General features: G+C 60.5%; 22 protein-coding genes and 1 pseudogene. 12 read left to right on the plus strand and 11 right to left on the minus strand.

Annotated features, from left to right (window positions below; translation table 11 throughout):
• Positions 1–3: 3 nt before the first annotated feature.
• The 7 genes from MMG91_RS23110 to MMG91_RS23140 all read right to left on the minus strand — a co-directional run bounded on the left by MMG91_RS23110 (position 4) and on the right by MMG91_RS23140 (position 9,119).
• The gene (locus MMG91_RS23110; RefSeq protein WP_310660831.1) at positions 4–2,136 is read right to left on the minus strand and encodes a hypothetical protein; all 2,133 of its coding nucleotides are present in this window, start codon (positions 2,134–2,136) and stop codon (positions 4–6) included.
• A complete protein-coding gene (locus MMG91_RS23115) occupies positions 2,123–3,316 on the minus strand; it encodes a DUF3142 domain-containing protein (protein ID WP_310660832.1) in 1,194 nt (397 codons plus the stop codon). The genes MMG91_RS23110 and MMG91_RS23115 overlap by 14 nt, the downstream gene beginning before the upstream one ends.
• Positions 3,317–3,381: 65 nt before the next feature.
• Positions 3,382–4,221 (minus strand): class I SAM-dependent methyltransferase, encoded by an 840-nt coding sequence (locus tag MMG91_RS23120; RefSeq protein ID WP_305447576.1) that lies wholly within the window; start codon positions 4,219–4,221, stop codon positions 3,382–3,384.
• Positions 4,215–5,369, minus strand: a complete 1,155-nt coding sequence (locus MMG91_RS23125; protein ID WP_310660833.1) for an acyltransferase — start codon at positions 5,367–5,369, stop codon at positions 4,215–4,217. The genes MMG91_RS23120 and MMG91_RS23125 overlap by 7 nt, the downstream gene beginning before the upstream one ends.
• Positions 5,366–6,259, minus strand: a complete 894-nt coding sequence (locus MMG91_RS23130; protein WP_310660834.1) for a class I SAM-dependent methyltransferase — start codon at positions 6,257–6,259, stop codon at positions 5,366–5,368. The genes MMG91_RS23125 and MMG91_RS23130 overlap by 4 nt, the downstream gene beginning before the upstream one ends.
• A complete protein-coding gene (locus MMG91_RS23135; protein WP_310660835.1) occupies positions 6,256–7,560 on the minus strand; it encodes a glycosyltransferase in 1,305 nt (434 codons plus the stop codon). Before MMG91_RS23135 ends, MMG91_RS23130 begins: the two co-directional genes overlap by 4 nt.
• Positions 7,554–9,119, minus strand: coding sequence for a glycosyltransferase (locus MMG91_RS23140; protein ID WP_305447580.1), 1,566 nt, complete (start codon positions 9,117–9,119; stop codon positions 7,554–7,556). The genes MMG91_RS23135 and MMG91_RS23140 overlap by 7 nt, the downstream gene beginning before the upstream one ends.
• 426 nt (positions 9,120–9,545) lie before the next feature.
• Between MMG91_RS23140 and MMG91_RS23145 the strand changes: the two genes are divergently transcribed.
• Genes MMG91_RS23145 through MMG91_RS23180 form a run of 8 tightly spaced genes read left to right on the plus strand, consistent with a single transcriptional unit; the run spans position 9,546 to position 18,534 of the window.
• Entirely contained in the window at positions 9,546–10,460 is a 915-nt protein-coding gene (locus MMG91_RS23145; RefSeq protein WP_310660836.1) for a GDP-mannose 4,6-dehydratase, read from the plus strand.
• A complete protein-coding gene (gene gmd / locus MMG91_RS23150; protein WP_310660837.1) occupies positions 10,457–11,428 on the plus strand; it encodes a GDP-mannose 4,6-dehydratase in 972 nt (323 codons plus the stop codon). The genes MMG91_RS23145 and gmd overlap by 4 nt, the downstream gene beginning before the upstream one ends.
• Before the next feature lie 3 nt (positions 11,429–11,431).
• A complete protein-coding gene (locus MMG91_RS23155) occupies positions 11,432–12,874 on the plus strand; it encodes a mannose-1-phosphate guanylyltransferase/mannose-6-phosphate isomerase (protein WP_310660838.1) in 1,443 nt (480 codons plus the stop codon).
• Entirely contained in the window at positions 12,875–13,672 is a 798-nt protein-coding gene (locus MMG91_RS23160; RefSeq protein WP_310660839.1) for an ABC transporter permease, read from the plus strand.
• The gene (locus MMG91_RS23165) at positions 13,672–14,925 is read left to right on the plus strand and encodes an ABC transporter ATP-binding protein (RefSeq protein ID WP_305447585.1); all 1,254 of its coding nucleotides are present in this window, start codon (positions 13,672–13,674) and stop codon (positions 14,923–14,925) included. Before MMG91_RS23160 ends, MMG91_RS23165 begins: the two co-directional genes overlap by 1 nt.
• Positions 14,922–16,289, plus strand: a complete 1,368-nt coding sequence (locus MMG91_RS23170; RefSeq protein ID WP_310660840.1) for a glycosyltransferase family 1 protein — start codon at positions 14,922–14,924, stop codon at positions 16,287–16,289. The genes MMG91_RS23165 and MMG91_RS23170 overlap by 4 nt, the downstream gene beginning before the upstream one ends.
• Complete coding sequence (locus MMG91_RS23175; protein WP_310660841.1) at positions 16,273–17,403, plus strand: glycosyltransferase family 1 protein; 1,131 nt, start codon at positions 16,273–16,275, stop codon at positions 17,401–17,403. The genes MMG91_RS23170 and MMG91_RS23175 overlap by 17 nt, the downstream gene beginning before the upstream one ends.
• A complete protein-coding gene (locus MMG91_RS23180; RefSeq protein WP_310660842.1) occupies positions 17,404–18,534 on the plus strand; it encodes a glycosyltransferase family 4 protein in 1,131 nt (376 codons plus the stop codon).
• A 103-nt stretch (positions 18,535–18,637) separates the two neighbouring features.
• On the opposite strand, the gene MMG91_RS23185 is transcribed toward MMG91_RS23180, so the two are convergent.
• The 4 genes and pseudogenes from MMG91_RS23185 to MMG91_RS23200 form a co-directional block, all read right to left on the minus strand.
• Positions 18,638–19,015: a DUF6124 family protein gene (locus MMG91_RS23185; protein ID WP_310660843.1), complete on the minus strand. Its 378-nt coding sequence runs from the start codon at positions 19,013–19,015 to the stop codon at positions 18,638–18,640.
• A gap of 575 nt (positions 19,016–19,590) precedes the next feature.
• Positions 19,591–20,544: pseudogene (locus MMG91_RS23190) on the minus strand (pyridoxamine 5'-phosphate oxidase family protein); the annotation flags it as partial.
• A gap of 63 nt (positions 20,545–20,607) precedes the next feature.
• Entirely contained in the window at positions 20,608–21,234 is a 627-nt protein-coding gene (locus MMG91_RS23195) for a glutathione S-transferase (protein WP_310660844.1), read from the minus strand.
• 130 nt (positions 21,235–21,364) lie between these two features.
• Positions 21,365–22,267: a LysR family transcriptional regulator gene (locus tag MMG91_RS23200; RefSeq protein WP_305447591.1), complete on the minus strand. Its 903-nt coding sequence runs from the start codon at positions 22,265–22,267 to the stop codon at positions 21,365–21,367.
• A 159-nt stretch (positions 22,268–22,426) separates the two neighbouring features.
• On the opposite strand from MMG91_RS23200, the gene MMG91_RS23205 reads away from it, so the two are divergent.
• The 4 genes from MMG91_RS23205 to MMG91_RS23220 are packed head-to-tail and all read left to right on the plus strand — an operon-like array spanning position 22,427 to position 26,599.
• The gene (locus MMG91_RS23205) at positions 22,427–23,050 is read left to right on the plus strand and encodes a CDP-alcohol phosphatidyltransferase family protein (protein WP_310660845.1); all 624 of its coding nucleotides are present in this window, start codon (positions 22,427–22,429) and stop codon (positions 23,048–23,050) included.
• A gap of 39 nt (positions 23,051–23,089) precedes the next feature.
• On the plus strand, positions 23,090–24,847 hold the full coding sequence (locus MMG91_RS23210; protein WP_310660846.1) for a bifunctional alpha/beta hydrolase/class I SAM-dependent methyltransferase: 1,758 nt from the start codon (positions 23,090–23,092) through the stop codon (positions 24,845–24,847).
• Positions 24,844–26,154, plus strand: coding sequence for a phosphatase PAP2/dual specificity phosphatase family protein (locus MMG91_RS23215; protein WP_310660872.1), 1,311 nt, complete (start codon positions 24,844–24,846; stop codon positions 26,152–26,154). The genes MMG91_RS23210 and MMG91_RS23215 overlap by 4 nt, the downstream gene beginning before the upstream one ends.
• Positions 26,144–26,599: a hypothetical protein gene (locus tag MMG91_RS23220; RefSeq protein ID WP_310660847.1), complete on the plus strand. Its 456-nt coding sequence runs from the start codon at positions 26,144–26,146 to the stop codon at positions 26,597–26,599. The genes MMG91_RS23215 and MMG91_RS23220 overlap by 11 nt, the downstream gene beginning before the upstream one ends.

Consider the following 26,599-nt stretch of genomic DNA (forward strand, 5'->3'; position numbering starts at 1 on the left):
GCGTTATCGCGCTTTTCGACGGCGGCGACTGATCAACAACAGCGCCGCTGCCGTAACGGCTAACACGGCGCCGATCTGCAATGGTTTTTTGTAGGGCCGCAGCATGGACCGCATAGCGTCAGTGGCCTGGGTCACATAGCGCTTGTCGGCGTTCTGGAAGTCCGGCTCCTGGCATTGATGACCGAAATCACCGGCCCAGACCACATAGGGTCCCTCCTCGACATAACGACGATAGAACGCGCTTTGCTCTTGCAGGCTGGTGCCCCACCCTGAGGCCTTGCATAGCACCGAAGCAAACGCCTGACTGCTGTGGGGCAAATGATCGGCGGCCTTGCTCGCCAGAGCCGTGGCAACATAACGGTAATGGAAACGCTCATCAGGTTGCGCCACCGTAGCTTGCTGACGCTGCACTTCGCCGTCGGTCATCAGCGGTCCGACTTTGAGCTCCGGAGCTTCCAGACTGTAATTGCCGCCGAAGGTCACGTAATCCGGGGACATCTCGTAGCCCAACAGCTCCATCCCATCGTAGCGGGCCAGTATCGCGGCGTAGTAGTAAGCGAATGCCTTGGAGGTCGGCCACCATTTGGATTCGGCCTCCTTGCGCAATTGCCCATACCATTTGGCCTTGGCCTGCAATTCCGGGTTGTCGAAGTAAGCCGGGGCTTCGTCATAACGTCCTTCGCGCAGCAGGCGCCGCCCGAGCAAATTGCGCAGGTTCGCAGCTACCGACAACGGCACATAATTGTCGCGATCCTGCTGGCTGAGCGGCGGCGGTGCCGGCACTTGAGTGTCGACGTACTGCTTGAGTTCATCGAGGGTCAGCACCCGCTCGGCAACGGTGGCCGCGTCGTACCAGTAAATGTATTGGCTGCGATAGAGCTGATCAAAGGCTTGCAGATAATCGCCGCGTTGCAGGGCCAGGATCGCGCTTTCGCCGTCGACCCGGCACTTGGGCTGCACCGTTTCGTAATCCCAGTCCGGGGTCCGTCGTTCGCCCCAGGACTCATTTTGCGGGAAGGCCTGGGCTGCCTTGGCATAGGCCGCCGCGGCAGCGTTTTTGTCACCATCACGCAACGCCAGTTTCGCCCGCAGCCACCATGCGAGGCCACCGTCTCCGGCCTGTTCGAGGAAGGCTTTGGCACTGGCGTAATCGCCCTGTTGATAATTCACTGCCGCCAGGCGATCAGCATTATCCAGGCTGCCACGGGTGCTGGTTTGCAGCAGTTTGATCAGTTTTTGTTCGCTGGGCGGTTGATCACCGAATGACCAGCCCTGTCGACTGATCAAGGAGGCCGTCACCAATTGCTGTACCCGTTTGCCCTTGAGCAATCGGGCCAATTGATCGTCAGGCATCGCCGCCAGATCGGTCATCAGCCACTTCAGCGAGCTGTAACCCACCGCCGAACCGTGGAGGTTTTGCGTAGCGTAGAGTTCGATGGCGTTGTCCCAGTCGCCGGCGGTGCGGGCCACTCGCGCTTCTTCGCCGAGGCTGGCAACACCCAATTCCAACGGGTCGCTGAAGCCGTCGATACTCAGCTGACGAGTCTTTTCGAAGGCTTTGCGCGATTGAGCCAGCAGGTCCGGGCCGGTATCTGCCTCTGAATTCATGGCAAACAGTGCCCGGCCCAACGAGTACGCCGCCCAGGTGCTGCGCAACGCCCGTTGATCCGCCGGCAGCGCCAGCACTTTCTGGAAGTATTCGGCGGCCAGGCCATGATCACCGGCGTTGAACGCCACAGCACCCGCCAGATAGAACATGTGCTCGATGGGCAGACTCGCGCCTTGCTCTTCAACCTGACGGGCATCGGTCAGGCTACGCAGCTGTTGCACCAGTGCTTGCTGTTCAGGCGTCAAACCGGCCTGTTCGGCTGCGTTGCGCTGATCGGAGTAATCGGGCGCATCGCCGTAGCCGTCATCCGGATTATGGGTGGCCGCCGTGACGTTCTTCAGGCCCGCGATGGCATGCCCGAGGCGACTGATCTCAAAATTGAAGTTGCCTTCCGGCAGTTCCGCCAGCGACTGGCCACGGTTGTCCAGCAGGCGCATGGGGAAGTCCGGCCCGCAGGCCAGCGCCGAACCCAACGGCAGGCTGAGGCTCAGGCAAAGCACATGGCGGGGCCAGTTACGGGTGAACATTCGAACCTCCTTGATCAATAGTTGCGCAGCGTGCCCAACCGATGGCGCGCTGCCCGCCGGCCGGTATTCGACCCTCGCGCAGGCGGGTGAAGGTAAGCAGATCCGGGCGTTGTTGCAATGCATAACCGGCCAATGCATCGGCGCCATCGCAGCCCTGCACCGCCAGTGTCAGGCGTTCGGGCCAGGCGCTGTCGAGATTGCCTTGATTGCTGACGCTGATGTCGTAGAGGCCGTCCTGCGCCGAGAGCTTCAGCCCCACGCGGCTGTCGAGCGTATTGCCACGTGCCACCGCGATTAGCGTCGTCAGGCTCCAGGCCCTGCGATCATTGGCCAGTGGCAGGCGAAACCAGATCAGCCCGTTCAGATGAGCCGGTGGATCGGCGCGTAACTCGGTGCCGAGTTTGCTCAGTTGCAGCGGATCCGCCAGTAACTCCCGGCGTTTGCCGCCCCGCTCGATGGGCACTTCGCTTTCCACGACCGGCGCGCCATCGGCCCCCGGCAACAACGCCACGCCATAAGCCGGCAGCGCCAGATAAAAGGGCTTCGACGTGATGCGGCTCCAGGCCTTGGCCCACTGCCGTGCCTGACTCGGATCGAACAGCCCACGCCGTGGATCGCTCACCGCGTGCACCTGCAATACGCTGCTGTCGACCGTTGCCAGCAGCGTCGGCAATTCTGGGCTGTCGAGCCAGGCCGGCAACGCGGTGATGCTCAGGGGTAAGGAAGCCGGCAGAACAGTGCGCAAATGCGTGAGGAATTCGCGGTAGGCCGGTAGCCGGGCGTTACCCGCATCGTGGTCGATTTCCACACCGGAGAGGATCAGCCCCTGCCCTTGCCAATCGCTGAGCACCTGCTGGATTTGCGCCGTGACCTCGCTCTGATCCAGCCCCTTGAGCTGACCATCCAGACGAACCACTGCAATCAGCGGCCGACCATCACGCTTGAGCAGCGCCGAATCGATCCGCGCCCGGCTCCAGCCGGCCTGCGGAAACGCCTGCAAGGCCAGTACGCGCAAAGTCGAGAAATCGGCGCGGCTGTCGCGCAACGCGGCGTCATGGGCCGACGTCCATTGCCGTTGCCAGACATAGAGTTGCTGATCGAGCGGCGGCGCGTCCGGTCGCTCGCAACCGTTGAGCAACACCGCTGCCAGCAAAACGATCAAGCGTGTGAAAAACACCATGAAAAACCTTATCCCTGAAATACAAAAAGGGCCTTTGAAGGCCCTTTGTCGCTCTGCTCGTTACCCTACTCAGCCATTGGCTTGCGGGCAATGATCACCTGACTTTTCGCCACCACCGCGTCCAGCGCCTGTTTGATCTGTGCCCCCCGTGGCGAGGACAGCACGGCTTGCCAGGTGTCGGCCCAATGATTGAGCAGCGGATGGTCGGCGTTGCTGAAATCGACTTTGGCTTCCCAGAACAACAGCATCCACATCGACCAATAGAACCCGTACTGGCTGTGGCTGATGACTTCCAGGCCGGCGTCGCTGACCATCGCCTTGAACTGTTCTTCGCTGATGATGCGAATGTGGTTGGGCTTCTGGAAATACTCCGGCGCGGCGATGTCTTTTTGCAGGTCTTCGGAACTCGGGTGCGGAACGCTGAGCAAATACAACGCCCCGGGCTTGCCGACCCGCACCAGCTCGGCGAGGAACTGCGCCGGATCGTCGACATGTTCAATGACTTCGGTCGACACCACCCGGGTCGCGGTCGCGTCGGCAATCGGCAGCGGGTTGCAGTCCGTGACGTGGCACTCGACGCCCCGCGCCGGCGTGTCGCTCAGGCGCTGACGAGTCGCTTCGACCTTGGCGGCGTCGATGTCGGCGATGATGATCTTCGCCCCGCGCATGCCGCAGAAATGCACGTTGCCACCGTCACCGCAGCCCACATCCAGCAGCGTGTCCTCGGGGCTGACCGGGAAACCGGTGAACAGCTCGTTAGTTTGCTGGTTGAACCAGCCGCTGAGCATCGCGTCGTGCAGGCCGAGCATGTACGGGTCGACTTTCTCGGATACCGAGGGTGCTGGCATCAGCGGCTGCGCGGCAGCGGATGTGCCCGCCGTGAGTTTCTTCAAAAGGCTCAGCATGAGGTGGCTCCAGAGGATGGAAGGGCTGATCGGGACAAACGCAAGTGTTGCACCAGACGGGCACCCCGGTTGCGCATGGGCAGCTCGATGAGTCGATAGTTGAGTTCGCTCAGCAGCACGATCAGGGTCATGGCGCAAAACAGCGCCAGTGCCGGCTGCATCGCCACGTCTTGCGAACCGGCGGGCGCGAAACGAAACCAGCCTTCGCGCACGGCAAAAAACGCCGGGATGTGGATCAGGTAAATGCCATAGGAACGGGCGCCCAGCCAGACCAGTATTTGCTTGAGCTTGCCCTTGGGCAGCAGATAATCGCGATTGTAGGAGGCGATCCAGACCAGCGTCGCACACAACAAGGCAATGACTGCGACCCGATAGCTCGCCAGGTTGAACGGCGTGCTCGCCAGCACGCTCACTGCTGCTCCCAGACCGATCAGCATCAACGGGCCTGACCAAGGTCGGCGCAACAACCGCGGCTCCCAGGTCAGATAGCTCGGCCTTGAGCTCCACATCGCCAGCAATACACCCAATGCCAGGGCATCGGTCCTGATGCTCATCAACAGCGCTGAGCGCCAGGTGAATAGTTGCACGGCAACGAGGACCAGCAACACCCACACCAGACGCTTGCGGCAGACGAGGATCAGCAATGGCAGCAGCAGGTAGAACTGCTCTTCAAGGGACAGGCTCCAGTAAACGAAACTGGCGCCGTATTCAAAGCGCATGAAGCTTTCGGCAAAGCGGAAATTGGCAAATTGCAGAAAGCCCGCCAGCGTCGCCTGCAGATTGGCCTGCACCGTGCCAAAGGCGCCCGAATGGTTGAACAACAGCGTGCCCATCAACATCAACAGCAGCCACAACCAGGCGGATGGCAACAGACGAAAGGCCCGGCGAATCCAGAAATCCCGGGTTTCCTGCCAGAAGGCCTGCTGTGTCTGGCAACCACGCAGCAGCGGAATCAAGCCTCGGGCGATGACAAATCCGGAGATGACAAAAAACAGGTCCACGCCCCACCAGAATTGCCCGTGGGCGGTAGCCGACTCAAAGCCCGGCAGCCCACCCGGAAACGGCATGGTTTGCAGGTGATGCACCAGCACGCCAAGCACAGCGATCCCGCGCAACAACTCGATGTCGAGAATCCGTTGACCACTCATGGCGCGGTCCCGGCCTTTAAATCAGCCGTCATCGGTTTGCGCGCAATGATCACCTGGCTCTTGGGCATGAACTGATCAAGCATCTGCTTGATCGCCAGGCCATTGGGTTGCGCCAGCAGGTCTTGCCAGGTTTTCGCCCAGCTCTCCATCAGTGGCGGATACGGCGCCTGAATCCGGTCACGCACCGCGCCGCCCAGGTCGCGGCCGGCCGCGCGCTCGCTGGCCCAGAAAAAAATCATGCCCATCACCCAGAAAAACCCGGTGGCCTGACGATGCTCGATCACCAGACCGGCGTCCTCCACCAGGGCGGCAAAACGTTCCGGGGTAAAAATCTGCACGTGATTGGGCGACTGAAAATAACTGGCCGGGGCGATGCCCTGTTGCAAATGCTCGCCCACCGGCGCCGGTACGCTGAGCAGATACTGCGCACCCGGACGGCCCATGCGCACCAGCTCGGCCATGAACGGCTCGGGCTTGTCGATGTGCTCGAGCACCTCCATGCAAACGATTTTGCTCGCGCAGCCATCGGCGAGCGGCAACGGCAGACTATTGCTGACCAGCCCCAGGCTGGGCTTGTCCGTCTGCGCGTGCACTTGCCGGGCCAGATCACGGACCTTGTCGTGTTCACTGTCGGTAAAAATCACCGACGCACCCTGACGCACCGCAAACAGCGTCGCAACGCCCTCACCGCAACCAACATCCAGCAAGGTGTCGTCTGCTGTGATCGCAAAGCCCTTGAGCAATTCGCCGCTGTCGCCCGAAAACCAGCCATCGAGCATGGCGTCGTGCAAACCGACATCACGCGGCGATACGCTGCCTTGCGCCATCGATACCGGCACGGGTTGGGGTTTCGCCACTAGGCGCAGCCGCCTCATCAATGCGCGGATCATGCCTGGGGGATTTCCATGGCGGACGCGTTGCGGGTTTCGAACAGCCGGGAAAAAAAGGCTTTCAGACGCTGTTCAGCGGTTGCCTGGCTGCAGAAGTTTTGCAGGCTGGTCACCGCGTGGACGGACATTCTTGCGTAGCGTTGCGGGTCGTCCTTGGCCACGTCATAGCTGGCCCGATAGGCTGTGCACAGCGAGGCCCAGTTGGTGATGTAACGCAGGGTACGAAACGCCTTGCGCGGGTCGTGGGGCCAGGCCGTCAGCTCATCCGTGGAGTCGATGAGGAAAGCGTTATCGGCGTCCAGGTAATCGATCATCGCCGTGGTGCGCGGCGCCACTGCCGGCTTGCCGCACGACATGAACTCCATCAGCGGCAGGCACTGGCCTTCGCCGTAGGATGTGTTCACCACGTAACTCGTGGCCTGCACCAGACGTTCGTAATCCGAATCCGCAAGGTAGCCGTAAATCAGCACGATACGGCAGCGGTAGGACTGGTTTTTGTACAAGTGATGAAGGATATCGGTCAGCGCTTCTTCGGCATCGTGGTGCGTCAGTTTGAGCACCAGCGTCGCGCCTTCTACCTCGCGGAACGTCACGCAGAAGGCACTGAGCATGTCTTCCCAATTTTTGCGCCCGTCTCCGGGGTTGAACACCGAAGTGTAGATCACACCATCGAGTACCAGCTCCTGTTCACGAGCGGGCGCCTGAAAGTCGATGCCCTTGCCGGCACGCAGATGCGCTGGGCCAAAGGCCCGTAGATCAAGTTGACGACTGTCCGCCAGCAAGCCTTTGATCTTCAATCGCACTTGGCGGGCCTTTGGCTGGCGCTGCAGTTGCGCACCACGTGCGGCAAAGCGATCCCACACCGGTGCCGGAACCGCGACGATCGGATAGTCGGCGCCCATGGCTTCGCGCACGGCATTGACGGTGTAATTGGAATGGGTGATCGCTGCCCCGCTCGCACGCAATACCATGCGCCAGTCGTTACGCGGTTCACCGGCGAACGGCTCATTGGGAATGGTGCTGAATTCCCACGCAAACACCGGCACGGTCGGACAGGCGAAATGCTCAGGCGTGCGATGAGGCGGCGAGAACGACAGGAACACGCAGTCTTCGCCACGGGACAAACAGTCGAGGTACAAGGCGTCGACTTCGGTCTGCGGGTCGCTGACTTCCACTACCCGCCCCAGTCGCTCCAGCACCGGTCGATACTCTTTGAGCACGAAGTAGTAGCTGTATTCCGAACGGCCCAGATTCTGGGCAATGGTGTGCTGGTTGGTTTCTGAATAAATGATGATCAGCATGAGGCGTTATCCGTCACGACCGCTGCCGGCACACCCTGTGGCGCCAGCCCGAAAAAGTCCGCCAGGCGCTGTTGCACCGGAGCGAATGCGCAGTAATCGTGCATGCGCTCGACTGCGGCGTGAGACATCTGCTGATACTCCAGCGGCTGTTCCTTGGCGATCCGGTAGCTGTTTTCGTAGGCCGTTTTCAACGAGCCCCAGTCCGGTCGATAACGCAGGGTCCGATAGATGATGCGGGTGTCCTGAGGCCAGATGGTCAGCTCTTCGCTGGACTTGACCACAAACGCCACCCGCTCATCGATGTAATCCTCCATGGCCGTATGGTCCGGGGCTATTACCGGTTTGCCGCTGGCCATGAACTCCATCAGCGGCAGACACAAGCCTTCGCAGCGCGAGGCGTTGACGTAATAACTCGCCGCCTCATAGAGCCGGGCATATTGCGGATCGTCCAGGTAACCGTGCATCACCACCACCCGGCAGGCGAAGGGTGACAGTTGCGCCAGCAAGGTCATCAGTTCGGTGTAGTAGGACGACAGATCGCTCTGGGTAATCTTCAGCACCAGCGTGGCGTCCGCGGTTTCCCGGAACGCCCAGCAGAACGCGCTGATCAGCTGATGCCAATTCTTGCGCCCGTCCTTGGGGTTGAACACGGAAACGTAAACCACGCCGTCGACCCGGGTCTGAACCTGTTCCGTGGTGTCCGGCAGGTCCACCGGTGCCGGTACGTGCTCCGGCACCGACTGCGGACCGGCAATGGCCGGGAGGTGTTTGGCGAGTCTGGAATGAGCCGGGTCAGACAACAGATCGCGAATCCCCTCCCAGTACCATTGACTCAGAAAATGAGTGCGATGGACCGGCACCGGTTGCGCCTTGCCCAGGTCCAGCGCCCACAGGCGCAAGTAGTGCCTGGCGATAACCAAGCGCCGTTTCAGGGTCAGCGGCGGCGGTCGCAAGGCATCGAGTTCGGCCTGCTGCTCGGGGGTCAACGGCGGCGGAATCAGCGAGTCGGCAGACAGTCCGAGCGTACGGGTATCGAGGATGCAGCCCTTGATGTCGAGGGTCGAACCGGCATTGACCGGCACACTGGTATGGCGGCTACGGATGGCTGCAAAGTTTTCCCACAACGGCGTCGGCAATACCAACACCGGAAAGTCTTCGCCCATGGCCCGACGAATCGCCCGGGCGGTATGACTGGACAACGTGATCGCCCGGCCTTGGCGCGCCAGCATGCGCGTCCAGTCATGCCGGACATCGTTGTCCCACTGTTCATCGGGAATCGAATCGAACTCCCAAGCGATCACGCAGATCGTCGGGCACTCAAGATCGTTCGGGGTTTTCTGCGGCGGGGTGAAAGACAAGAACAGAGTGCTTTCGTCAGCGGCAAGCAGTTGCCTGTAGAGAGGATCGACCTCGGCGGTGGAGGACACCACATGCACCCGCCCAAGGCTTTCGAGCACCGGGCGATAAGCCTTGAGCACGAAGTAGTAACTGTATTCGGGACGACCGAGGCTCTGGCTGATGGAACTGTCGTTGACGTCCGAGTAAAGAATAAAATTCATGGCATCCCACGATGAAGCCGCCATCCCGGCGACCTCACTCTATGACGGCGAAACCACGGATCGAGTCGGCGTTCCGTCCTCGTCTATAGTCTTCATGCCCGTCTACGTTCTTGTTTTAGTGGTCAGTTTCGCGGAGTTTCAGAACAACCCTGCCGAACCCTGGGCGATCGTGACGAGGGGCATTCTAAACACATCCGTTAAGGGTTCGTGAACCGCTCGGCGAGAATAAATAGGCCTGCAAAAACGAGAACTGACCAGTCACGGTGGGACCTGTTGAAATTGCTGCGCAATTGGCACAGATTGGCTACCAAACAACTACAACAACGACTTCGTCCGTCTTTCGACCCGGCAATCCACCCGGTCTGTCAGACGTCTCCGACAAGCCTGTGGGGAATAGACGAAGTTTTATGATCAAGGGGTCGCTGCTTGAAAAAGCGTCTGTTCGTGACGGGTCTGAGTGGATTCGTAGGACAACACATCCAATCTCGTCTGAAGGTTGATGCCTCGGAATGGGAGCTGCTGCCTGTCCCCTCTCCGTACGATCTCGCATCCCCGAAAAGCCTTGAAGACCTATGGCCGCAGATGCCCGATGCGGTCATTCATCTGGCCGGCCAGACCTTCGTTCCCGAAGCCTTCCGTGATCCGGCGCGCACGCTGAACATCAACCTGCTGGGCACCCTCAACCTGCTTCAAGCCCTCAAGGCCCGCGGTTTCAACGGTACCTTCCTGTATGTCAGCTCCGGCGACGTCTATGGCCAGGTCAACGAAGCCGATCTGCCCATCACCGAACGCCAGCCACCCAGCCCGCGCAATCCTTATGCCGTGAGCAAACTGTCGGCGGAGTTCCTGAGCCTGCAATGGGGCCTGAGCGAGGGCTGGCCAGTATTGGTCGCGCGCCCGTTCAACCACATCGGCACCGGGCAGAAGGACAGCTTCGCCATCGCCAGCGCTGCGCGGCAGATCAGCCGGATCAAGCAAGGCCTGCAAGCACCGCAACTGGAAGTCGGCGACATCGACGTCACCCGTGATTTCCTCGATGTGGGCGACGTGGTATCGGCCTACCTGGCGTTGTTGGAAAAAGGCGCGCCGGGGCAGGTCTACAACATTTGCTCGGGGCGCGAGCAGAGCATTCGCCGTTTGATCGAACAACTGGGGGACCTCGCCCAGGTCGATATGCAACTGATTCAGGATCCGGCGCGTCTTCGCCGCGCGGATCAGCGTCGCGTTTGTGGCAGCCACGCCAAGCTTGCCCAGACCACAGGATGGACGCCTGAAATCACAATACAACAATCCCTGCGGGCGATCCTGTCCGACTGGGAGAAGCGAGTACGACAAGAATGACAAAAAGTGCATTGATCACAGGGATCACCGGTCAGGACGGCGCGTATCTGGCCAAACTGCTGCTCGACAAGGGTTATAAAGTCCATGGTCTGGTGGCGCGGCGCAGCAGCGATTCGCGTTGGCGGCTGCGCGAGACGGGGATCGAGAACGATATCGTCTATCTGGACGGCGACATGGCCGATGCCTGCTCAGTGCAGCGCGCGGTGATCAAGTCGGCACCGGACGAAGTCTATAACCTGGCGGCACAAAGCTTTGTTGCCGCCTCCTGGGATCAACCGGTAACCACCGGCATCGTCGATGGCCTGGGCGTGACTCACCTGCTCGAAGCGATCCGCCAGTTCAGTCCGCACACCCGCTTCTATCAAGCATCCACCAGCGAAATGTTCGGCTTGATTCAGGCCGAGCAGCAGGACGAAAACACACCGTTTTATCCGCGCAGCCCTTACGGCGTGGCCAAACTCTACGGCCACTGGATCACCGTGAACTATCGCGAAAGCTTCAACCTGCACGCCAGCAGCGGGATCCTGTTCAACCACGAATCACCGCTGCGCGGCATCGAGTTCGTGACCCGTAAGGTCACCGACGCCGCTGCTCGCATCAAACAGGGCAAACAGCAGGAGCTGCGCCTGGGCAACATCGATGCGAAACGCGATTGGGGATTTGCCGGCGACTACGTCGAAGCCATGTGGCTGATGCTGCAACAGGACAAGCCTGACGATTACGTGGTCGCCACTGGCGTGACCACCACCGTGCGCGAAATGTGCCGCATCGCCTTTGAACACATCGGCCTCAACTACCGCGACTACGTGAAGATCGACCCGGCGTTTTTCCGCCCGGCCGAGGTAGAGGTGCTGCTTGGTAACCCGGCCAAGGCCCAGCGTGTACTGGGCTGGAAGCCAAAAACCGATCTGGACACCTTGATCCGCATGATGATGGATGCGGACATGAAACGCGTTGCCAAGGAGTAGGCCATGCTGATTCCCGTGATTCTCTCCGGCGGTGCCGGGACCCGGTTGTGGCCGGTGTCCCGCGAAGGCCATCCCAAGCCGTTCATGACCCTGCCCGACGGTCAGTCGCTGCTGAGCAAGACCTATCGGCGTGCGGCCGGTTTGCTCGATGGCTGGGGCGATATCGTCACGGTGACCAACCGCGACTATTACTTCCAGAGCAAGGATCACTATCAGGATGCGCGCCTGGAGCGCCATCGCGGGCATTTCCTGCTAGAGCCGACGGGCCGCAATACAGCCCCGGCCATCGCGGCGGCCGCCCTTTCGCTACAAGCCCTGCACGGCGACGAAGCGATCATGGTGGTGATGCCTGCCGACCATCTGATTCTCGACGAAGACGCATTGAAAAGCGCAGTCGAGCACGCCGTGACGCTGGCCAAGGCCGGTCATCTGGTGACCTTCGGCGTCGTGCCGACAGCCCCGGAAACCGGCTTCGGCTATATCGAAACCGGTGCCCCGCTGGACGACAAAGGTGCAGCCAAGGTACAGCGCTTCGTCGAAAAGCCTGACTTGCAAACCGCCACGCATTATCTGGAGAGCGGCAACTTCCTGTGGAATTCGGGAATGTTCTGCTTCTCGATCGCCACACTGCTGGCCGAGTTGCACCTTCATGCCCCCGCATTACTGGAACAAACCCGGGCCTGCATGGCGGCCAGTGTGCCGGTGGAAACCGGCGGTTGCCTGCAACAGGAGCTGTCGCCCACGCACTTCGCCGAAATCACCGATATCTCCATCGACTACGCCTTGATGGAGCGCTCCGACAAAGTGGTTGTTGTGCCGGCCTCTTTCGACTGGAGCGACATCGGTTCCTGGAGCGCAGTGGCGGCATTGGTGCCAGCCGATGCACAGGATAATCGCGCCAGCGGCGATGCGATCTTCATCGACAGCCACAACAACTTCATCCAGAGCGAAGACCGGTTGGTCGCCGCAGTGGGTGTGGATAACCTGATCATCATCGACACTGCCGACGCGGTGCTGGTGGCCCACGCCGACCGCGCCCAGGATGTGCGCCGGGTAGCCCGGCAGCTCAAGGACAAAAAACACGAAGCCTATCGCCTGCACCGCACAGTCAGCCGACCCTGGGGCACTTACACCGTGCTCGAGGAAGGCCCTCGCTTCAAGATCAAACGTATCGTGGTCAAACCCGGTGCCAAGTTGTCGCTGCAGATGCACCACCACCGCAACGAACACTGGGTGGTGGTCGAAGGCATGGCCAAAGTCACCAACAACGGTTCCGGCTCGCATCTGGTGGCCAAGAACGAGTCGACGTTCATTGCCGCAGGGCACAGGCACCGTCTGGAAAACCCCGGCGTGATCGACCTGGTGATCATCGAAGTGCAAAGCGGCGAATACCTGGGGGAGGACGATATCGTTCGCTTCGAAGACCAATATGGCAGGACGGTTTGAATGCTGCTTTCCCTGTATCGCTCACTGTGGGGCTATCGAGGTTTCATCCTCGGTAGCGTCAAGCGAGAGTTTCAAGCGCGTTATCGCAATTCGCTGTTCGGTGCCCTGTGGACCGTGCTCAACCCGCTGTCGATGATCGTCGTCTACACGGTGATTTTTTCCCACGTCATGCGCGCACGCTTGCCGGGTGTGGATGACGGCATGGCCTACAGCATCTACCTCTGCGCCGGGTTGCTGACCTGGGGCCTGTTCTCGGAAATCACTCTGCGCAGCCAGAACATGTTTCTGGAAAACGCCAACCTGCTGAAGAAAATCAGCTTCCCGAGAATCTGCCTGCCGGTGATCGTGCTGTTCAATGCCGGCATCAACTTCGCGATCATCATCGGGCTGTTCCTGGGCTTTCTGCTGATCACCGGACGCCTGCCGGGCATGGCCCTGTTGGCGTTGCTCCCGCTGATGGCGTTGCAAGTGATGTTCTGCGCCGGGCTGGGGATGATCCTCGGCGTGCTGAACGTGTTCTTTCGCGACGTCGGGCAATTCTTCGGCATCTGCCTGCAATTCTGGTTCTGGTTGACGCCGATCGTGTACCCGATGAGCATCCTGCCCGAGTGGGTGCAACGGCTGTTGCAACTCAACCCCATGACCAACCTGATCAGTAGCTACCAGAACCTGTTCCTCTACGGCCAATGGCCGGTCTGGAGTTCGTTGCTGTCGACCTTCGTGATCGGTCTGTTGTTCTGCGTGATCGGGCTGCGGCTGTTTCGTCAGCGGGTTGGCGAAATGGTGGATGAACTCTGATGGGGCACATACGCGTGACTGGCCTGGGCAAGGCCTACAAGCAATACCCCACGCGCTGGAGCCGACTGGCCGAGTGGCTGATCCCGTTTTCGCCGATCCGCCATCGCCAGCACTGGGTGCTGCAAGACGTGGCATTCGAGATCGCTCCCGGTGAAGCAGTGGGCATCGTCGGAGTCAACGGCGCCGGCAAAAGTACCTTGTTGAAGATGATCACCGGCACCACCCAGCCCACCTGTGGGCAGATCCAGCTCGAAGGCCGCGTCGCCGCCCTGCTGGAACTGGGCATGGGCTTTCACCCGGATTTCACCGGCCGGCAAAACGCGGTCATGGCCGGGCAATTGCTGGGCATGCAGGTCGAAGAAATCGAAGCCTTGATGCCACAGATTGAACACTTCGCGGAAATCGGCGAAGCCATCGACCACCCGGTGCGCACCTATTCCAGCGGCATGCAGATGCGCCTGGCATTCAGCGTGGCCACCGCGCGGCGCCCGGATATTCTGATCGTCGACGAAGCACTGTCGGTGGGCGACGCCTACTTCCAGCACAAGAGCTTCGAACGCATCCGCAGCTTCCGCAAGGCCGGCACCACGTTGCTGATCGTGTCCCATGATCGCTCGGCGATTCAGTCGATCTGCGACTCGGCGATCCTCCTGGAAAACGGTCGCATGGCCATGCATGGCAAGCCCGAAGCCGTCATGGATTACTACAACGCCCTGCTCGCCGAGCGTGAAGGCCAGACGGTGCGTCAGGAAATCCTCGCGGACGGCCAGGTGCAAACCGTTTCCGGTACCGGTGAAGCCGGGATCCTCAGCGTACGCATGCTCGATGAACGCGAACGCGCCATCGATGCCGCCGAAGTCGGCCAGCCGGTGGTGCTTGAGGTGCAAGTCGAAGTGCGCCAGGACATCGAACGCCTGGTGCTGGGTTTCATGATCAAGGATCGCCTGGGCCAGGCCATGTACGGCATCAATACCCATCGTCAGGACCTCGCCCTCACCGATCTGCAAGCCGGCGAGCGCCTGACCTACCGTTTTGCCTTCGTCATGGGGCTGGGCAAGGGCAACTATTCCGTGGCCCTGAGCCTGTCGCGGCTGGACTCGCACCTGGACCGCAATTTCGAATGGCGCGACTACGGTCTGGTGTTCCACGTGATCAACAACCGACACGAAGACTTCGTCGGCTGCTCGTGGCTGGCGGCAAAAACCACCATCACGCGCACAGCCGAATCGACTGTCTCGGAGAACACGCCATGACGCGTCTTCTGGTGGAATGCACGTATGTGTTCCAGCATCCCAAGGTCAATTCGGGCATTCAGCGGGTGGTGCGCAACGTCATCAATCAGTTGCCTGAACGCGTCGATGGCGTTGAATGCATTCCGGTGGTGATGCTCAAGGGCAAGCTCTACCGGGTATTGAGTCTGGCCCCTTTGGACACACCGCTGTTCAATGGGCTGATGGAGTTCGGTGGGCGTCTGGAGCGATTGGCGCATCGTTTCTGGCAACTGCACCAGCGCCTCGACAAACGCTGCACCTCGCGATGGACCCGGCGCGCGCTGTACGCGGCTTATCGCCTCACGGCGCTGGCGGGTTTCAGCGTACCGCTGCGCCTGATCGACCGGATCAACCAATATCAACTGCCCAACCGTTGCTCGCCGCTGCAGCATCAGCCGGGCGATCAGTTAGTGCTGCTGGATTCGTCCTGGCACGCCAATTTCTTCCCGTTGGCCGAACAACTCAAACGCGAAGGCGTGGGCATCGTCTCGGTGATCTACGACCTGATTCCCCTGACCCACCCGCAGTTCTACGACACGCGACTGGTGCAGATTTTCAATGAGTGGTTCGACTGGATCACCAAAACCGCCGACGGCTACGTGGCGATCTCCGCCACCGTGCGCGATCAGGTACGCGATGAATTGCATCGTCGCGTCGGTCCAGCCAAAGCCGACACCTTGTGGTTCGACTATTTCCACCTGGGCTCCGAGCTGGACCTGCGCGAAGAAACCGCCGCTGTCGAAACGCGCCTGACACGGCTGTTCGATACTCCGGAACCCGTGTTCCTGATGGTCAGCACCATCGAGCCGCGCAAGAATCACGACTACTTGCTGGACGCCTTTGAACTCGCCTGGGCCGCAGGCTCCAACGCCCGTCTGTGCATCGCCGGGCGCATTGGCTGGAAATGCGATGCCCTGCTCGCCCGGGTGCGCAATCACCCGCAGCTGAACAAACGCCTGTTCATGTTCAACGACCTGAGCGACACCAGCCTCGAACACGCCTATTCCCACGCCAGTGCGCTGGTGTTTCCGTCCTACGTCGAAGGCTTCGGCCTGCCACTGGTGGAAGCCATGCAGCGCGGCTTGCCGGCCATGGGCAGCGACATCCCGGTCTTCCGCGAAATAGGCGGCGAGTTCATGGCGTACTTCGATCTGGCCGAACCACAAAGCCTGGCCGATCTGGTTACTCGATTCGAGAGCAGCGGGCAATTCCCCGCCGCCCGCAATGTGGCGGACTGGCGCTGGCTCGGCTGGCGTGAAGCCAGTGCGCAAATGGCCGAACGGACCCTGCGCAACCTTGTGGAAGCATCCGTGGTGCAAGAGAGGCAACATGCGAATTGCCCTTAACGCCCGGATTCTCCAGGCCCCGCGCACCGGCATCGGCCATTACGTCGCCGAACTGGTGAATGCCCTGGCCGGTGAGCCAGACGTCGAAATGTCGCTGTTCCATGGCTGGGGTTGGAGTTCTTCGTTACCTGAAGCGGCCATGCCGGGCTACTCGCGACTGACACCGTTGCTGCGGCAAATACCCGGCGCGTATCAGGCTCGACGTTGGTTGGCGCAGAGACGCTTTGATCAAGGCTGCTCCCCGGCGATCGACCTTTATCACGAACCCAGTCTGTGGCCGCTGTCATTCGACGGCCCGACGGTCATCACCCTGCATGACCTGACGCACCTGCACTACCCCGAGACGCAACCACCGGCACGCCTGCGAGAAATCGAGCGGCGACTGGCCGATGGCGTGCAACAGGCGCGGCTGATTCTCACCGACTCGCAGTACATCGCCGACGAAGCTCAGACCTATTTCGCCCTACCGGCCGAGCGCTTTGTAGTCGCACCGTTGGGTGTGGCGGCACGCTTCCACCCACGTGAACCCGAGGCCATCGATGCGGTGCTCAAGGCCCACGGGGTTGAAATGCGGGAATATTTTCTCTGTGTCGGCACCCTGGAACCACGCAAGAACCTGACCCTGGCCCTGCGCGCCCACGCCCAACTGCCGGAAGCATTGCGTCAGCGCTTTCCGCTGCTGATCGTCGGCATGGCTGGCTGGCAGCGCGAGCAATTCAGCGATGAGCTGCACCAGGCATTGGCCAATGGTCACGTGTGTCTGCTCGGTTATCTGCCTGACGAGCAAGTCGCGCAGCTGTTGGCCGGCGCTCGGGCGCTGATTTTTCCGTCGCTCTATGAAGGCTTCGGCCTACCGGTGCTGGAGGCCATGGCCAGCGGCACGCCGGTCATCCTGACCCGACGCTCGGCGATGCCCGAAGTCGCAGGCGTTGCGGGCAACTATATTGAACCTGACGATCCCGACGGCCTGCGCGATGCCATGCGACGACTGATCGACGATCAAACACATTGGCAGGCATGCCGAAAAGCCGGATTACAGCAGGCAAGGCTTTTTTCCTGGGAGCGTTGCGCGAAGGTCACGGCCCGCGCCTACCGCCAGGCTATGGGAGGTTGAATGCGAGTTCTTCATTTTTTCAAGACGTACCTGCCTGACTCGGTCGGCGGGATCGAGCAAGTGATCTTCCAGTTGTGCGAAAGCGGCGCCCAGCATGGCATTGAAAGCCAAGTGTTGACCCTCAGTGCCGATCCGACACCGCCGGTGGTGCAACTCGGGCAGCACGAAGTCCATCGGGCCAAACTCGACATTCAGTTCGCTTCCACAGGCTTTTCTTACAGCGTCTTCAAGCAATTTCGCGAAATGGCCGCTGAGGCGGACGTGGTCAATTACCACTTCCCGTGGCCGTTCATGGACCTGGTGCATTTCTTCAGCAGCATGAACAAGCCCAGTGTGGTGACCTACCACTCGGACATCATTCGCCAGAAACACCTGCTCAAACTTTACCGGCCACTGATGAACCGCTTCCTCGCCAGCGCTGACCGGATCGTCGCCGCGTCCCCTAACTATCTGCACACCAGTGATGTGTTGCAGCAGTTTCAGGACAAGACCCGGGTCATTCCCTATGGCCTGAACAAGGCCGGTTATCCACAGCCCGACAACGCACGCATGAATCATTGGCGGAAGAAGCTTGGGGATAAGTTTTTTCTGTTTGTGGGCGTGATGCGCTATTACAAAGGCCTGCACATCCTGCTCGACGCCTTGAAAGACGTGGATTACCCGGTAGTCATCGTCGGTGCCGGGCCGCTGGAAGCCGAACTGCACGCCCAGGCCGCGGCCTTGGGTTTGCGCAATATTCACTTTCTTGGGCGCCTGGGGGACGAAGACAAAGTCGCGCTGCTGCAACTGAGTTACGCCATCGTATTTCCGTCGCACCTGCGCTCCGAAGCGTTCGGCATCTCGCTGCTCGAAGGCGCGATGTACGGCAAACCGATGATCTCCAGCGAAATCGGCACCGGCACCAGCTTCATCAACATCCACAACGAAACCGGGCTGGTGGTGCCGCCGAGTCATCCACAGGCGTTCCGTCAAGCCATGCGCACCCTGTGGGAAAACCCCACGCTTGCAGCCGAAATGGGCGTGAAGGCTGAAGCCCGTTATCGGCAGTTGTTCACCGCCGACAAAATGGGCCGCAAGTGGACGGAGTTGTACGAAGAACTGCTGGAAGAAAAATCCCTGTCCTACGCCTGACTGCTTTTTGTGGGAGCGGGCTTGCCCGCGATGGCTGAGTCTCGGTCAACATCAATGTTGAATGTTAATCCGTCATCGCGGGCAAGCCCGGCTCCCACAGGGATCAGCTGTGTGGCGCAGGTTTTGGTACGCCTACGTTATCCAGCATCCGGTTCACTGCCAGTTCCGCCAGCATGACGATCTGTTGAATCGCCATCGCCGTGTGCCGATGCGGCCCTTCCAGATACCCCGCAAAATCACTCGCCATCACACTGGCCTGGGCCAACGATTCACAGGTGTGGGCCAACAGGTCTTCGTCTTTGATATCCGGCGCGACCATAAACATCGTGCTCGGCTTGCGGGCCACGGGGGCTTTGAGGGCTGAGGGGTTGAGGTAGTGATCGAGGGCGCGGTCAGCGGCTTCGTGGAGTTTTTTTGAATTGAGGGATTCGTAGGGGGAAACGTCGTCGGTTTCGGGGGGATTAGGTGTGGCTTTGAACATGGTGAAACTCCATTCGAGAATTGGAGTTCGCCAACACTGCGACCAAGCAGAAGGGTGGCGAACCGTACGCGGGTTGGTCGACCAGGGAATGGAACCCGGCAGGGCCTAAGCCCTNAGGTGTGGCTTTGAACATGGTGAAACTCCATTCGAGAATTGGAGTTCGCCAACACTGCGACCAAGCAGAAGGGTGGCGAACCGTACGCGGGTTGGTCGACCAGGGAATGGAACCCGGCAGGGCCTAAGCCCTCCCACGCACAGCTCGCCATGAAGCAAGCACAAAAGTGCGCCATTCTAAACCTGGGCGACCAAACCCGATCACTGAATTTGCAGCGACCCCGAAAGCCTATCCACCCCATTTCCGACCGACAACCGTCAAAACTTGTCGGAAACATTCCCAAAAATCACTCGGTCTGTAGGACGACCACGATCAAATGTGGGAGCGAGCCTGCTCGCGATGGCGGCGTGTCAGGCGACCTCAATGTTGAATGTGAGAAAGCCTTCGCGGGCAAGTCGGATCGCCGCATCGCTCGCTCCTACAGTGGATTTTCTGTGTTTCCCACATGGGTTACAGGTCTGGCCCGGGCTTGCAGGCGTGCATTCGCCTGCGCCCACGTGCCGGTCAGCAAACTTTTGGGTGACACGCCGTCAAAGCGCCAACGCAAGGCTAGCGCCGCGGGCCGCCGCACCACGCGCTCCACCTCGAATGTCCACAGCCGCTCGGCCCCTTGAAAGGCTTCGACTTGCGGGCCTTCGAGGATGATTTGCGTGCGACCGCTGAGGTGCAGCAGATCACCCGACTCGAAATCGATGAACAGCAAACCGGCTCGAGGATTGATCAGCAGGTTGCCCAGGGTATTGAAGAACCGGTTGCCGGCAAAGTCCGGAATGGTCAGCCGATTGCCCTCTACCTGGACGAAACCGGCCTGGCCGCCGCGATGAGAAACGTCCACCGAGCGTTGGCCATCGACGTCCGCATAACTGGCGACAAAGAAGGTATCGGCGCCGGCGATCATGGCTTTGGCTGCGTCATCCAGCCCATTGAGGTGCTGCGCGATACGGGTCGCCGGATCTGCTAATGGCACCGAGCGAAACTGGCGCAATTGAATGTATTGCGGGCAATTACCGAAAGATTGCTCCACCTTCACCTCGAAGCCGCTCACCGTCATAGCGCCAACTCGGCCATTGAGACGGTTGCGACGTCGGGTGTGCAGCTCGATACCCAGCAGACCGATCGCCGCCCCGTCTTGCAGTTGTGCAGGGTCGTCGTGGCCGGGCAGGCTGCCGACCTGCAACAGCCCGGGCTCGGGGGACTTCGCAAAACCTGGCGCCCCTTCAAGAATGCTGGCCCAAGGGTTGCCGTCAGCATCCACCGCGCCGTACAGCATGAACGGTAGTTGCTGATAGAACGTGCGGTGCTGATCCGGCATCTCGCTGCGAATCACCCTACGACCTAATTCGTCCATTCGCTCGGCGACACCCACACGAGCCTGCAACTGTGTTTCGCCTGCGTGCCAAGGTGAACGTTCCATAACGGCTTCTCCCCTGCGCTCAGCGCGCAATAAGAACAGCCCGATTGAGCCGGGCCGTGAGCATCAGGCAGTTTTTTGCAAACCGGCGACGGTGCGCGGCATGCCGACAAACCCTGGCAAGGCTTCAATGCGCGCCAGCCAAACACGGATGTTCGCGTAGTCGTCCAGCGACACATTGCCTTCCGGTGCGTGGGCGATGTAGCTGTACGCGGCGATGTCCGCGATGGTTGGCTCGCTACCGACCAGATAGGGCGTTGCGCCCAGTTCCTGATCGATCACTTTGAGCCAGGTGTGGGCATAAGCGATCACCTCTTGTGCGTTGTAAGGCGCACCAAACACAGTGATCAGCCTTGCCCTGGCGGGGCCGAAGGCAATCGGACCCGCGGCGACCGATAGCCAACGCTGAACCTTGGCCGCACCGACCGGATCGGTTGGCAGCCAGCGACCATTTCCGTATTTCTGCGCAAGGTAAACCAGGATCGCGTTGGAGTCGGCCAGCACCACGCCTTGATCATCAATCACCGGCACCTGACCAAACGGGTTGAGCGTCAGGAAGTCCGGTTGCTTATGCGCGCCTTTGGCCAAATCGACGAAGATCAGCTCGGTCGGCAGTTGCAACAAAGACAGCATCAGCTCTACACGGTGAGCATGGCCGGAACGGGGAAAGTTGTAGAGTTTGATGGCTTGCATGGTCGACTCCGCTGGGTGGTGGCGCCGTTCAGGAAAGATCAGCGCCGATGGAGGGCTATCTTCCACCCGCCATCAAAACAACAGAATAACCAGCAAACGCAATCCACTATTTCATCCAGAGCAATAATCTTCAGCCGTGCAGAGCAGGATGTTCGCGCAGTACCTTCACCGTGAAGTCCACAAAACTACGGACCCGCACCGAGGCCTTGCGACCGCCCTGATAGACCACATGAATGGGCAATGGCGGCAGTTCGAAGTCAGCCAGAACGATTTCCAGCTCACCGGCGGCGACCTTGCTCGCCACCTGATACGACAGGACTCGGGTCAGTCCCAGGCCCATGGCGGCGGCAGTAATAGCCGCCTGATTGGCGGTGACCACCAGACGCGGTTCCAGACGAACGCTGATTGGCTCTCCTCCGTCAAGGAACGGCCAGCTTCTGTGCTGCCCGATGGACGAGGTCGCGATGATCGGGGCTACGCTCAAATCTGCAGGATGCCGGGGCCGACCATGGTCGATCAGGAATCCGGGGGAAGCGCAGATCACCCGCCGCACTTCGCCCACGCGAATTGCATGCTGATTGCTGTCAGGCAACTCACCGATGCGCACCGCCACATCGATGCCCTCCTCGACCATGCTCACCACCCGGTCGACCAGTAGAGCGTTGATGCTGACTTCAGGGAATTGAGACAAATAACCGACCATGACCGGCGTAACAAACAAATCACCGAACAACACCGGCGCCGTGATCGTCAGTTGCCCACGGGGTTGTGCGTGGCTCCCGGCCGCCGAATCCTCCGCTTCCTGCACCTCGGTGAGAATTCTCCGACAGTCCTCCAGATAACGCTGACCCGCCTCGCTCAAATGCACGCTGCGGGTGGTACGTGTCAGCAACTGGGTGCCGATGCGTTTCTCCAGCGCCGCCACTGCCCGGGTGACGCTAGCCGCCGACATCCCCAACCGCCGCGCCGCCGCCGAGAAGCCTTGCTCCTGAGCGACGGTGGCGAAGACCTGCATTTCCTGGAATCGGTCCATGGATTAACTCCTGAGCACTGAAAAACGCGAGGCCGACAGTTCCCGATTGGACCTGGATATCGCTGGAAGAGGATGAGCCGTGCAGTTTTAGTGGCATTCTGATTATTGTGACGTATAACCCTGAACGTTCACGCTTTCAATTGCTGAGACCGTATCCAGATGCCCTCCATCTACCAACTTAAACCCGCCTTCCAGAATCTGTTGCGACCGCTGGTTCAGCGACTATTCGATAACGGCACCACCGCCAATCAAATCACCGTGCTGGCCGGCGTCATTTCGGTCGTGACGGGCGTCGGGATTGCCTGTTTCGCCAATCACCTGTGGGTATTTCTGCTAATTCCCGTGTGGATGATCCTGCGGATGGCGCTGAACACCATCGACGGCATGCTGGCCCGGGAATTCGGCCAGCAGTCGCGCCTCGGCGCCTACCTTAATGAACTGTGCGATATCGTGGCCGACAGCGCGCTGATCCTGCCTTTTGCCCTGATTCCCGACGTGAGTATGTTGATTGTGCTGTTGGTCACGCTGCTGGCATTGTTCAGCGAGTACAGTGGCGTCCTCGGGCCGATGGTCGGCGCATCGCGGCGTTATGACGGCCCGATGGGCAAGAGCGATCGCGCGTTTGTACTGGGCGTCTTGGCCACCGGCATTGCCCTCGGCTGGATTAACGCGTTGTGGATTAACGTTGTGTTTGGGGTGGTCGCCGTCCTGCTGGCTTACACCTTGGTCAACCGGGTCCGTCTGGGCCTGAAAGAAGTGCAGGAAAACGCTCCCTCGGCATAAGGCCTCAGCGTAAGGCTCCCCAAGCATAAGGAAAGTGCAATGCGTGAAACTCAGAATCAGACCTTCACTACCCACGACGGCGTCGAGCTGTTCTACCGCCATTGGCCGGCCACGGCGGGTAATCCAGGCGAACCGCGCAAGGCAGTGCTGCTGTTTCATCGCGGCCATGAACACTCGGGGCGTATCGCCCACTTGGTGGAGGAGCTGGACCTGCCAGCGTTCGACTTCTTTGCCTGGGACGCGCGCGGCCATGGTCAGTCGCCGGGCGCTCGCGGTGACAGCCCGAGTTTCGCCACCAGCGTGCGTGACGTGCAGACCTTTTGCGATCACCTGAACGCGACCCATCATATCGACGAAGAGAACATGGCCGTGATCGCCCAGAGCGTCGGCGCGGTGATTGTCTCAACCTGGGTCCACGACTATGCACCGCGCATCCGCTCGCTGGTGCTCGCGTCGCCCGCCTTCAAGGTCAAGCTCTACGTACCTTTCGCCCGTCCGGGCCTGGCGCTGATGCGCAAGTTTCGCGGCAACTTTTTCGTCAACAGCTACGTCAAGGCCAAGTTCCTCAGCCACGACTCGGAACGCGTCGCCTCCTACGACAGCGATCCCCTGATCACCAAGGCGATTTCGGTGAATGTGCTGCTTGGCTTGTATGAAGCCGCCGACCGTGTGGTGGCCGATGCGCAGGCGATTCAAGTGCCGACCCAGCTGCTGATTTCCGGCTCGGATTTTGTGGTCCACCGCAAACCCCAGGAACAGTTTTTCGAACGCCTGGGCAGCCTGAAAAAAGAAAAACACATCCTCCCGGGCTTCTTCCACGACACGCTTGGGGAACGTGATCGCGCCGTGGCCATCGCCAGCGCCAAACGCTTTATCCTGCAAAACTTTGAATACCCGCTGGACCGGGCCTCGTTGCTCGATGCCGATAAAATCGGCCTGACCTGCGCCGAATCCGAATCCCTCGCCGCCCCGCTGCCGCACAACTCGTTGCGTGATCTGTACTGGCGCATGACCCGCGCCAGCATGCGCCTGGGCAGCCGGCTGTCAGACGGGGTGAAGCTGGGCTTCGACACCGGTTTCGATTCCGGCAGCACCCTGGACTATGTGTACCGCAACCAGCCCACCGGCAAGGGCGGGCTCGGGCGGATGATTGATCAGAACTACCTGAACTCCATCGGCTGGCGCGGCATTCGCCAGCGTAAACTCAACGTCGAAGAACTGCTGCGCCTGACCATGGCCAAACTGCGTGAAGAAGGCCGACCGGTGCGCATCGTCGACATCGCCGCCGGTCACGGTCGCTACATTCTCGAAGCCTTGCAAGGTGTCAGCCCGCTACCGGAATCGATACTGTTGCGCGATTACAGCGACATCAATGTGCGTGACGGTGGTGCGCTGATTCGCGATAAGGGCCTTGGAGAGATCGCGCAGTTCGTGAAAGGCGACGCGTTCGACCGCGCCGACCTGGCGGCACTGGAGCCAAAGCCAACACTGGCGGTGGTGTCCGGCTTGTATGAACTGTTTGCCGACAATGCACTGGTCGGCGGTTCCCTGGCAGGCTTGGCCGAGGCCGTGGAGCCCGGTGGGTATCTGGTCTACACCGGTCAGCCCTGGCACCCGCAGCTGGAACTGATCGCCCGCGCCCTCACCAGTCACCGTCAAGGCCAGGCTTGGGTGATGCGTCGGCGCAGCCAGGCGGAAATGGATCAACTGGTGGAAGCAGCGGGTTTTCGTAAAATCACCCAGCGAGTGGATGAATGGGGGATCTTCACCGTGTCCCTCGCGCAACGGGTGCAATGATGGGGGCTGCCCCGAGAGAGCCGGGTTTGCTGAAACCCGCCGTGCTCTGGTTGCTAGTGCTGGCACCGCTGTTTTTCGCCAGCTACGGCTTTGCCACGTGGGTCACGGCCCAGCGCAGCGATGTCGACACTTTCGTTTTCGATTGGGAAACCGCCATGCCCTTCTGGGCCTGGACCATCGTCCCCTACTGGACGATTGATCTGCTGTACGGTTTTTCGCTGCTGCTGCCCGATAGTCGCCATGAACTCAAGCGTCATGCCTTGCGCCTGCTGAGTGCTCAAGTGATCTCAGTCAGCTGTTTCCTGTTATGGCCGCTGCGCTTCACCTTCGAACGGCCTGAACTGGATGGAGTGTTCGGTTGGCTGTTCGCGGTGCTGGCCGGGTTCGACAAGCCGTTCAATCAGGCGCCGTCGCTGCACATCGCCCTGCTGGTGATTTTGTGGGTGATGTACCAACGGCACTCTCAAGGCCTGTGGCGCTGGCTGGTGCACGGCTGGTTCGCATTGATCGGGATTTCGGTGCTGACCACTTATCAACATCACTTTATCGACTTACCCACAGGCGCCCTCGCTGGCTGGCTGTGCGTGTGGTTGTGGCCACTGGATCGGCCCAGCCCCTTGAGTAGCGTGCGGTTGGCCAAGGATGCGAAACGCTGGCGCCTGGCCCTGCGTTATGGCATCGGTGCGGCGATATTCGCCATTCCAGCCTTTGGCCTGGGCGGCGGATGGCTGTGGCTGATCTGGCCTGCCGTGGCGTTGCTGTTGGTGGCGCTCAACTACACGCTGCTGGACGCCGCCGGGTTTCAGAAACGCGCCGACGGCCGTCTTAGCCCGGCCGCCCGTTGGTTATTTGCACCTTACGTGGCAGCGGCGTGGATCAACTCACGGCTTTGGACCCGCAAGCATCCGCAGCCCAGTGAGGTTGTGGATAACGTTTGGCTCGGCAGGCTTCCCGACGCTGATCAGTTGGCGCCGTTCAACGCTGTGGTTGATCTATGCGCTGAGCTGCCGCTCAACCCGAGAGGCCGCGCCTATCAAAGCGTTCCGATACTCGATCTGACCACGCCCAGCGCTGAGCAATGCCTCGCCGCCGCCCAGGCCATTGAACACCTGCGCCAGCAAGGTCCATTGCTGGTCTGCTGCGCTTTGGGCTATTCACGCAGCGCCACCGCTATCGCGGCCTGGTTGCTGCACAGCGGTCGAGCGACCAATGTCGATGCCGCCGTGGCAATGATCCAGGCCGCACGCCCGCAAGTGGTGCTGCATCCAGCCCATCGCCAAGCCCTGGAGAACGCCTATGCCGGTTGATATGGAACTGCATGTGGTCGCCAGCCTGCTGCGCCGGGGCCGCACCCTCGATCAGTTATCCACAGGGCTGACCTTGCTGGGTGTGTTGTTCGGTCTGCTGCAACTGCTGCTGATCACCCCGACTGCACCGTTCTTGATCCTCAGCGCCTGGCTGATCATCCTCGGGCTATGGCAAAAATACTGGGCGCTGCGGGTGGCCTTCGACGCTGACCTGTTTACCCTGATGGCCCGCGACGCTGACGCTTTGTCAGACCGCACTCAAGCCCTCGACCAGGCCCTGCAAAACCTCGGCCTGCAACCGGCCAACCGTGCCGGCCGGCCCTGGACCGAACGTCAGCGCGGGGGGTTTAAACTGCTGCGCAAACAGGCTGTCCTGCTGGTCGCCCAAGTGCTGCCACCATTGGCGGTCATTCTGGCCAGCCCTTGGCTGCCCCTCGCTGGATAA

Source organism: Pseudomonas sp. JL3, assembly GCF_031570575.1.
GTDB lineage: Bacteria > Pseudomonadota > Gammaproteobacteria > Pseudomonadales > Pseudomonadaceae > Aquipseudomonas > Aquipseudomonas cucumis.

Excerpts from the sequence above, each read along its gene's own strand:
- MMG91_RS23110 (WP_310660831.1), bottom strand. The coding sequence starts at position 2,136 with ATGTTCACCCGTAACTGGCCCCGCCATGTGCTTTGCCTGAGCCTCAGC.
- MMG91_RS23115 (WP_310660832.1), bottom strand. The coding sequence starts at position 3,316 with ATGGTGTTTTTCACACGCTTGATCGTTTTGCTGGCAGCGGTGTTGCTC.
- MMG91_RS23120 (WP_305447576.1), bottom strand. The coding sequence starts at position 4,221 with ATGCTGAGCCTTTTGAAGAAACTCACGGCGGGCACATCCGCTGCCGCG.
- MMG91_RS23125 (WP_310660833.1), bottom strand. The coding sequence starts at position 5,369 with ATGAGTGGTCAACGGATTCTCGACATCGAGTTGTTGCGCGGGATCGCT.
- MMG91_RS23130 (WP_310660834.1), bottom strand. The coding sequence starts at position 6,259 with ATGATCCGCGCATTGATGAGGCGGCTGCGCCTAGTGGCGAAACCCCAA.
- MMG91_RS23135 (WP_310660835.1), bottom strand. The coding sequence starts at position 7,560 with ATGCTGATCATCATTTATTCAGAAACCAACCAGCACACCATTGCCCAG.
- MMG91_RS23140 (WP_305447580.1), bottom strand. The coding sequence starts at position 9,119 with ATGAATTTTATTCTTTACTCGGACGTCAACGACAGTTCCATCAGCCAG.
- gmd (WP_310660837.1), top strand. The coding sequence starts at position 10,457 with ATGACAAAAAGTGCATTGATCACAGGGATCACCGGTCAGGACGGCGCG.
- MMG91_RS23155 (WP_310660838.1), top strand. The coding sequence starts at position 11,432 with ATGCTGATTCCCGTGATTCTCTCCGGCGGTGCCGGGACCCGGTTGTGG.
- MMG91_RS23160 (WP_310660839.1), top strand. The coding sequence starts at position 12,875 with ATGCTGCTTTCCCTGTATCGCTCACTGTGGGGCTATCGAGGTTTCATC.
- MMG91_RS23165 (WP_305447585.1), top strand. The coding sequence starts at position 13,672 with ATGGGGCACATACGCGTGACTGGCCTGGGCAAGGCCTACAAGCAATAC.
- MMG91_RS23170 (WP_310660840.1), top strand. The coding sequence starts at position 14,922 with ATGACGCGTCTTCTGGTGGAATGCACGTATGTGTTCCAGCATCCCAAG.
- MMG91_RS23175 (WP_310660841.1), top strand. The coding sequence starts at position 16,273 with ATGCGAATTGCCCTTAACGCCCGGATTCTCCAGGCCCCGCGCACCGGC.
- MMG91_RS23180 (WP_310660842.1), top strand. The coding sequence starts at position 17,404 with ATGCGAGTTCTTCATTTTTTCAAGACGTACCTGCCTGACTCGGTCGGC.
- MMG91_RS23185 (WP_310660843.1), bottom strand. The coding sequence starts at position 19,015 with ATGTTCAAAGCCACACCTAATCCCCCCGAAACCGACGACGTTTCCCCC.
- MMG91_RS23195 (WP_310660844.1), bottom strand. The coding sequence starts at position 21,234 with ATGCAAGCCATCAAACTCTACAACTTTCCCCGTTCCGGCCATGCTCAC.
- MMG91_RS23200 (WP_305447591.1), bottom strand. The coding sequence starts at position 22,267 with ATGGACCGATTCCAGGAAATGCAGGTCTTCGCCACCGTCGCTCAGGAG.
- MMG91_RS23205 (WP_310660845.1), top strand. The coding sequence starts at position 22,427 with ATGCCCTCCATCTACCAACTTAAACCCGCCTTCCAGAATCTGTTGCGA.
- MMG91_RS23210 (WP_310660846.1), top strand. The coding sequence starts at position 23,090 with ATGCGTGAAACTCAGAATCAGACCTTCACTACCCACGACGGCGTCGAG.
- MMG91_RS23215 (WP_310660872.1), top strand. The coding sequence starts at position 24,844 with ATGATGGGGGCTGCCCCGAGAGAGCCGGGTTTGCTGAAACCCGCCGTG.
- MMG91_RS23220 (WP_310660847.1), top strand. The coding sequence starts at position 26,144 with ATGCCGGTTGATATGGAACTGCATGTGGTCGCCAGCCTGCTGCGCCGG.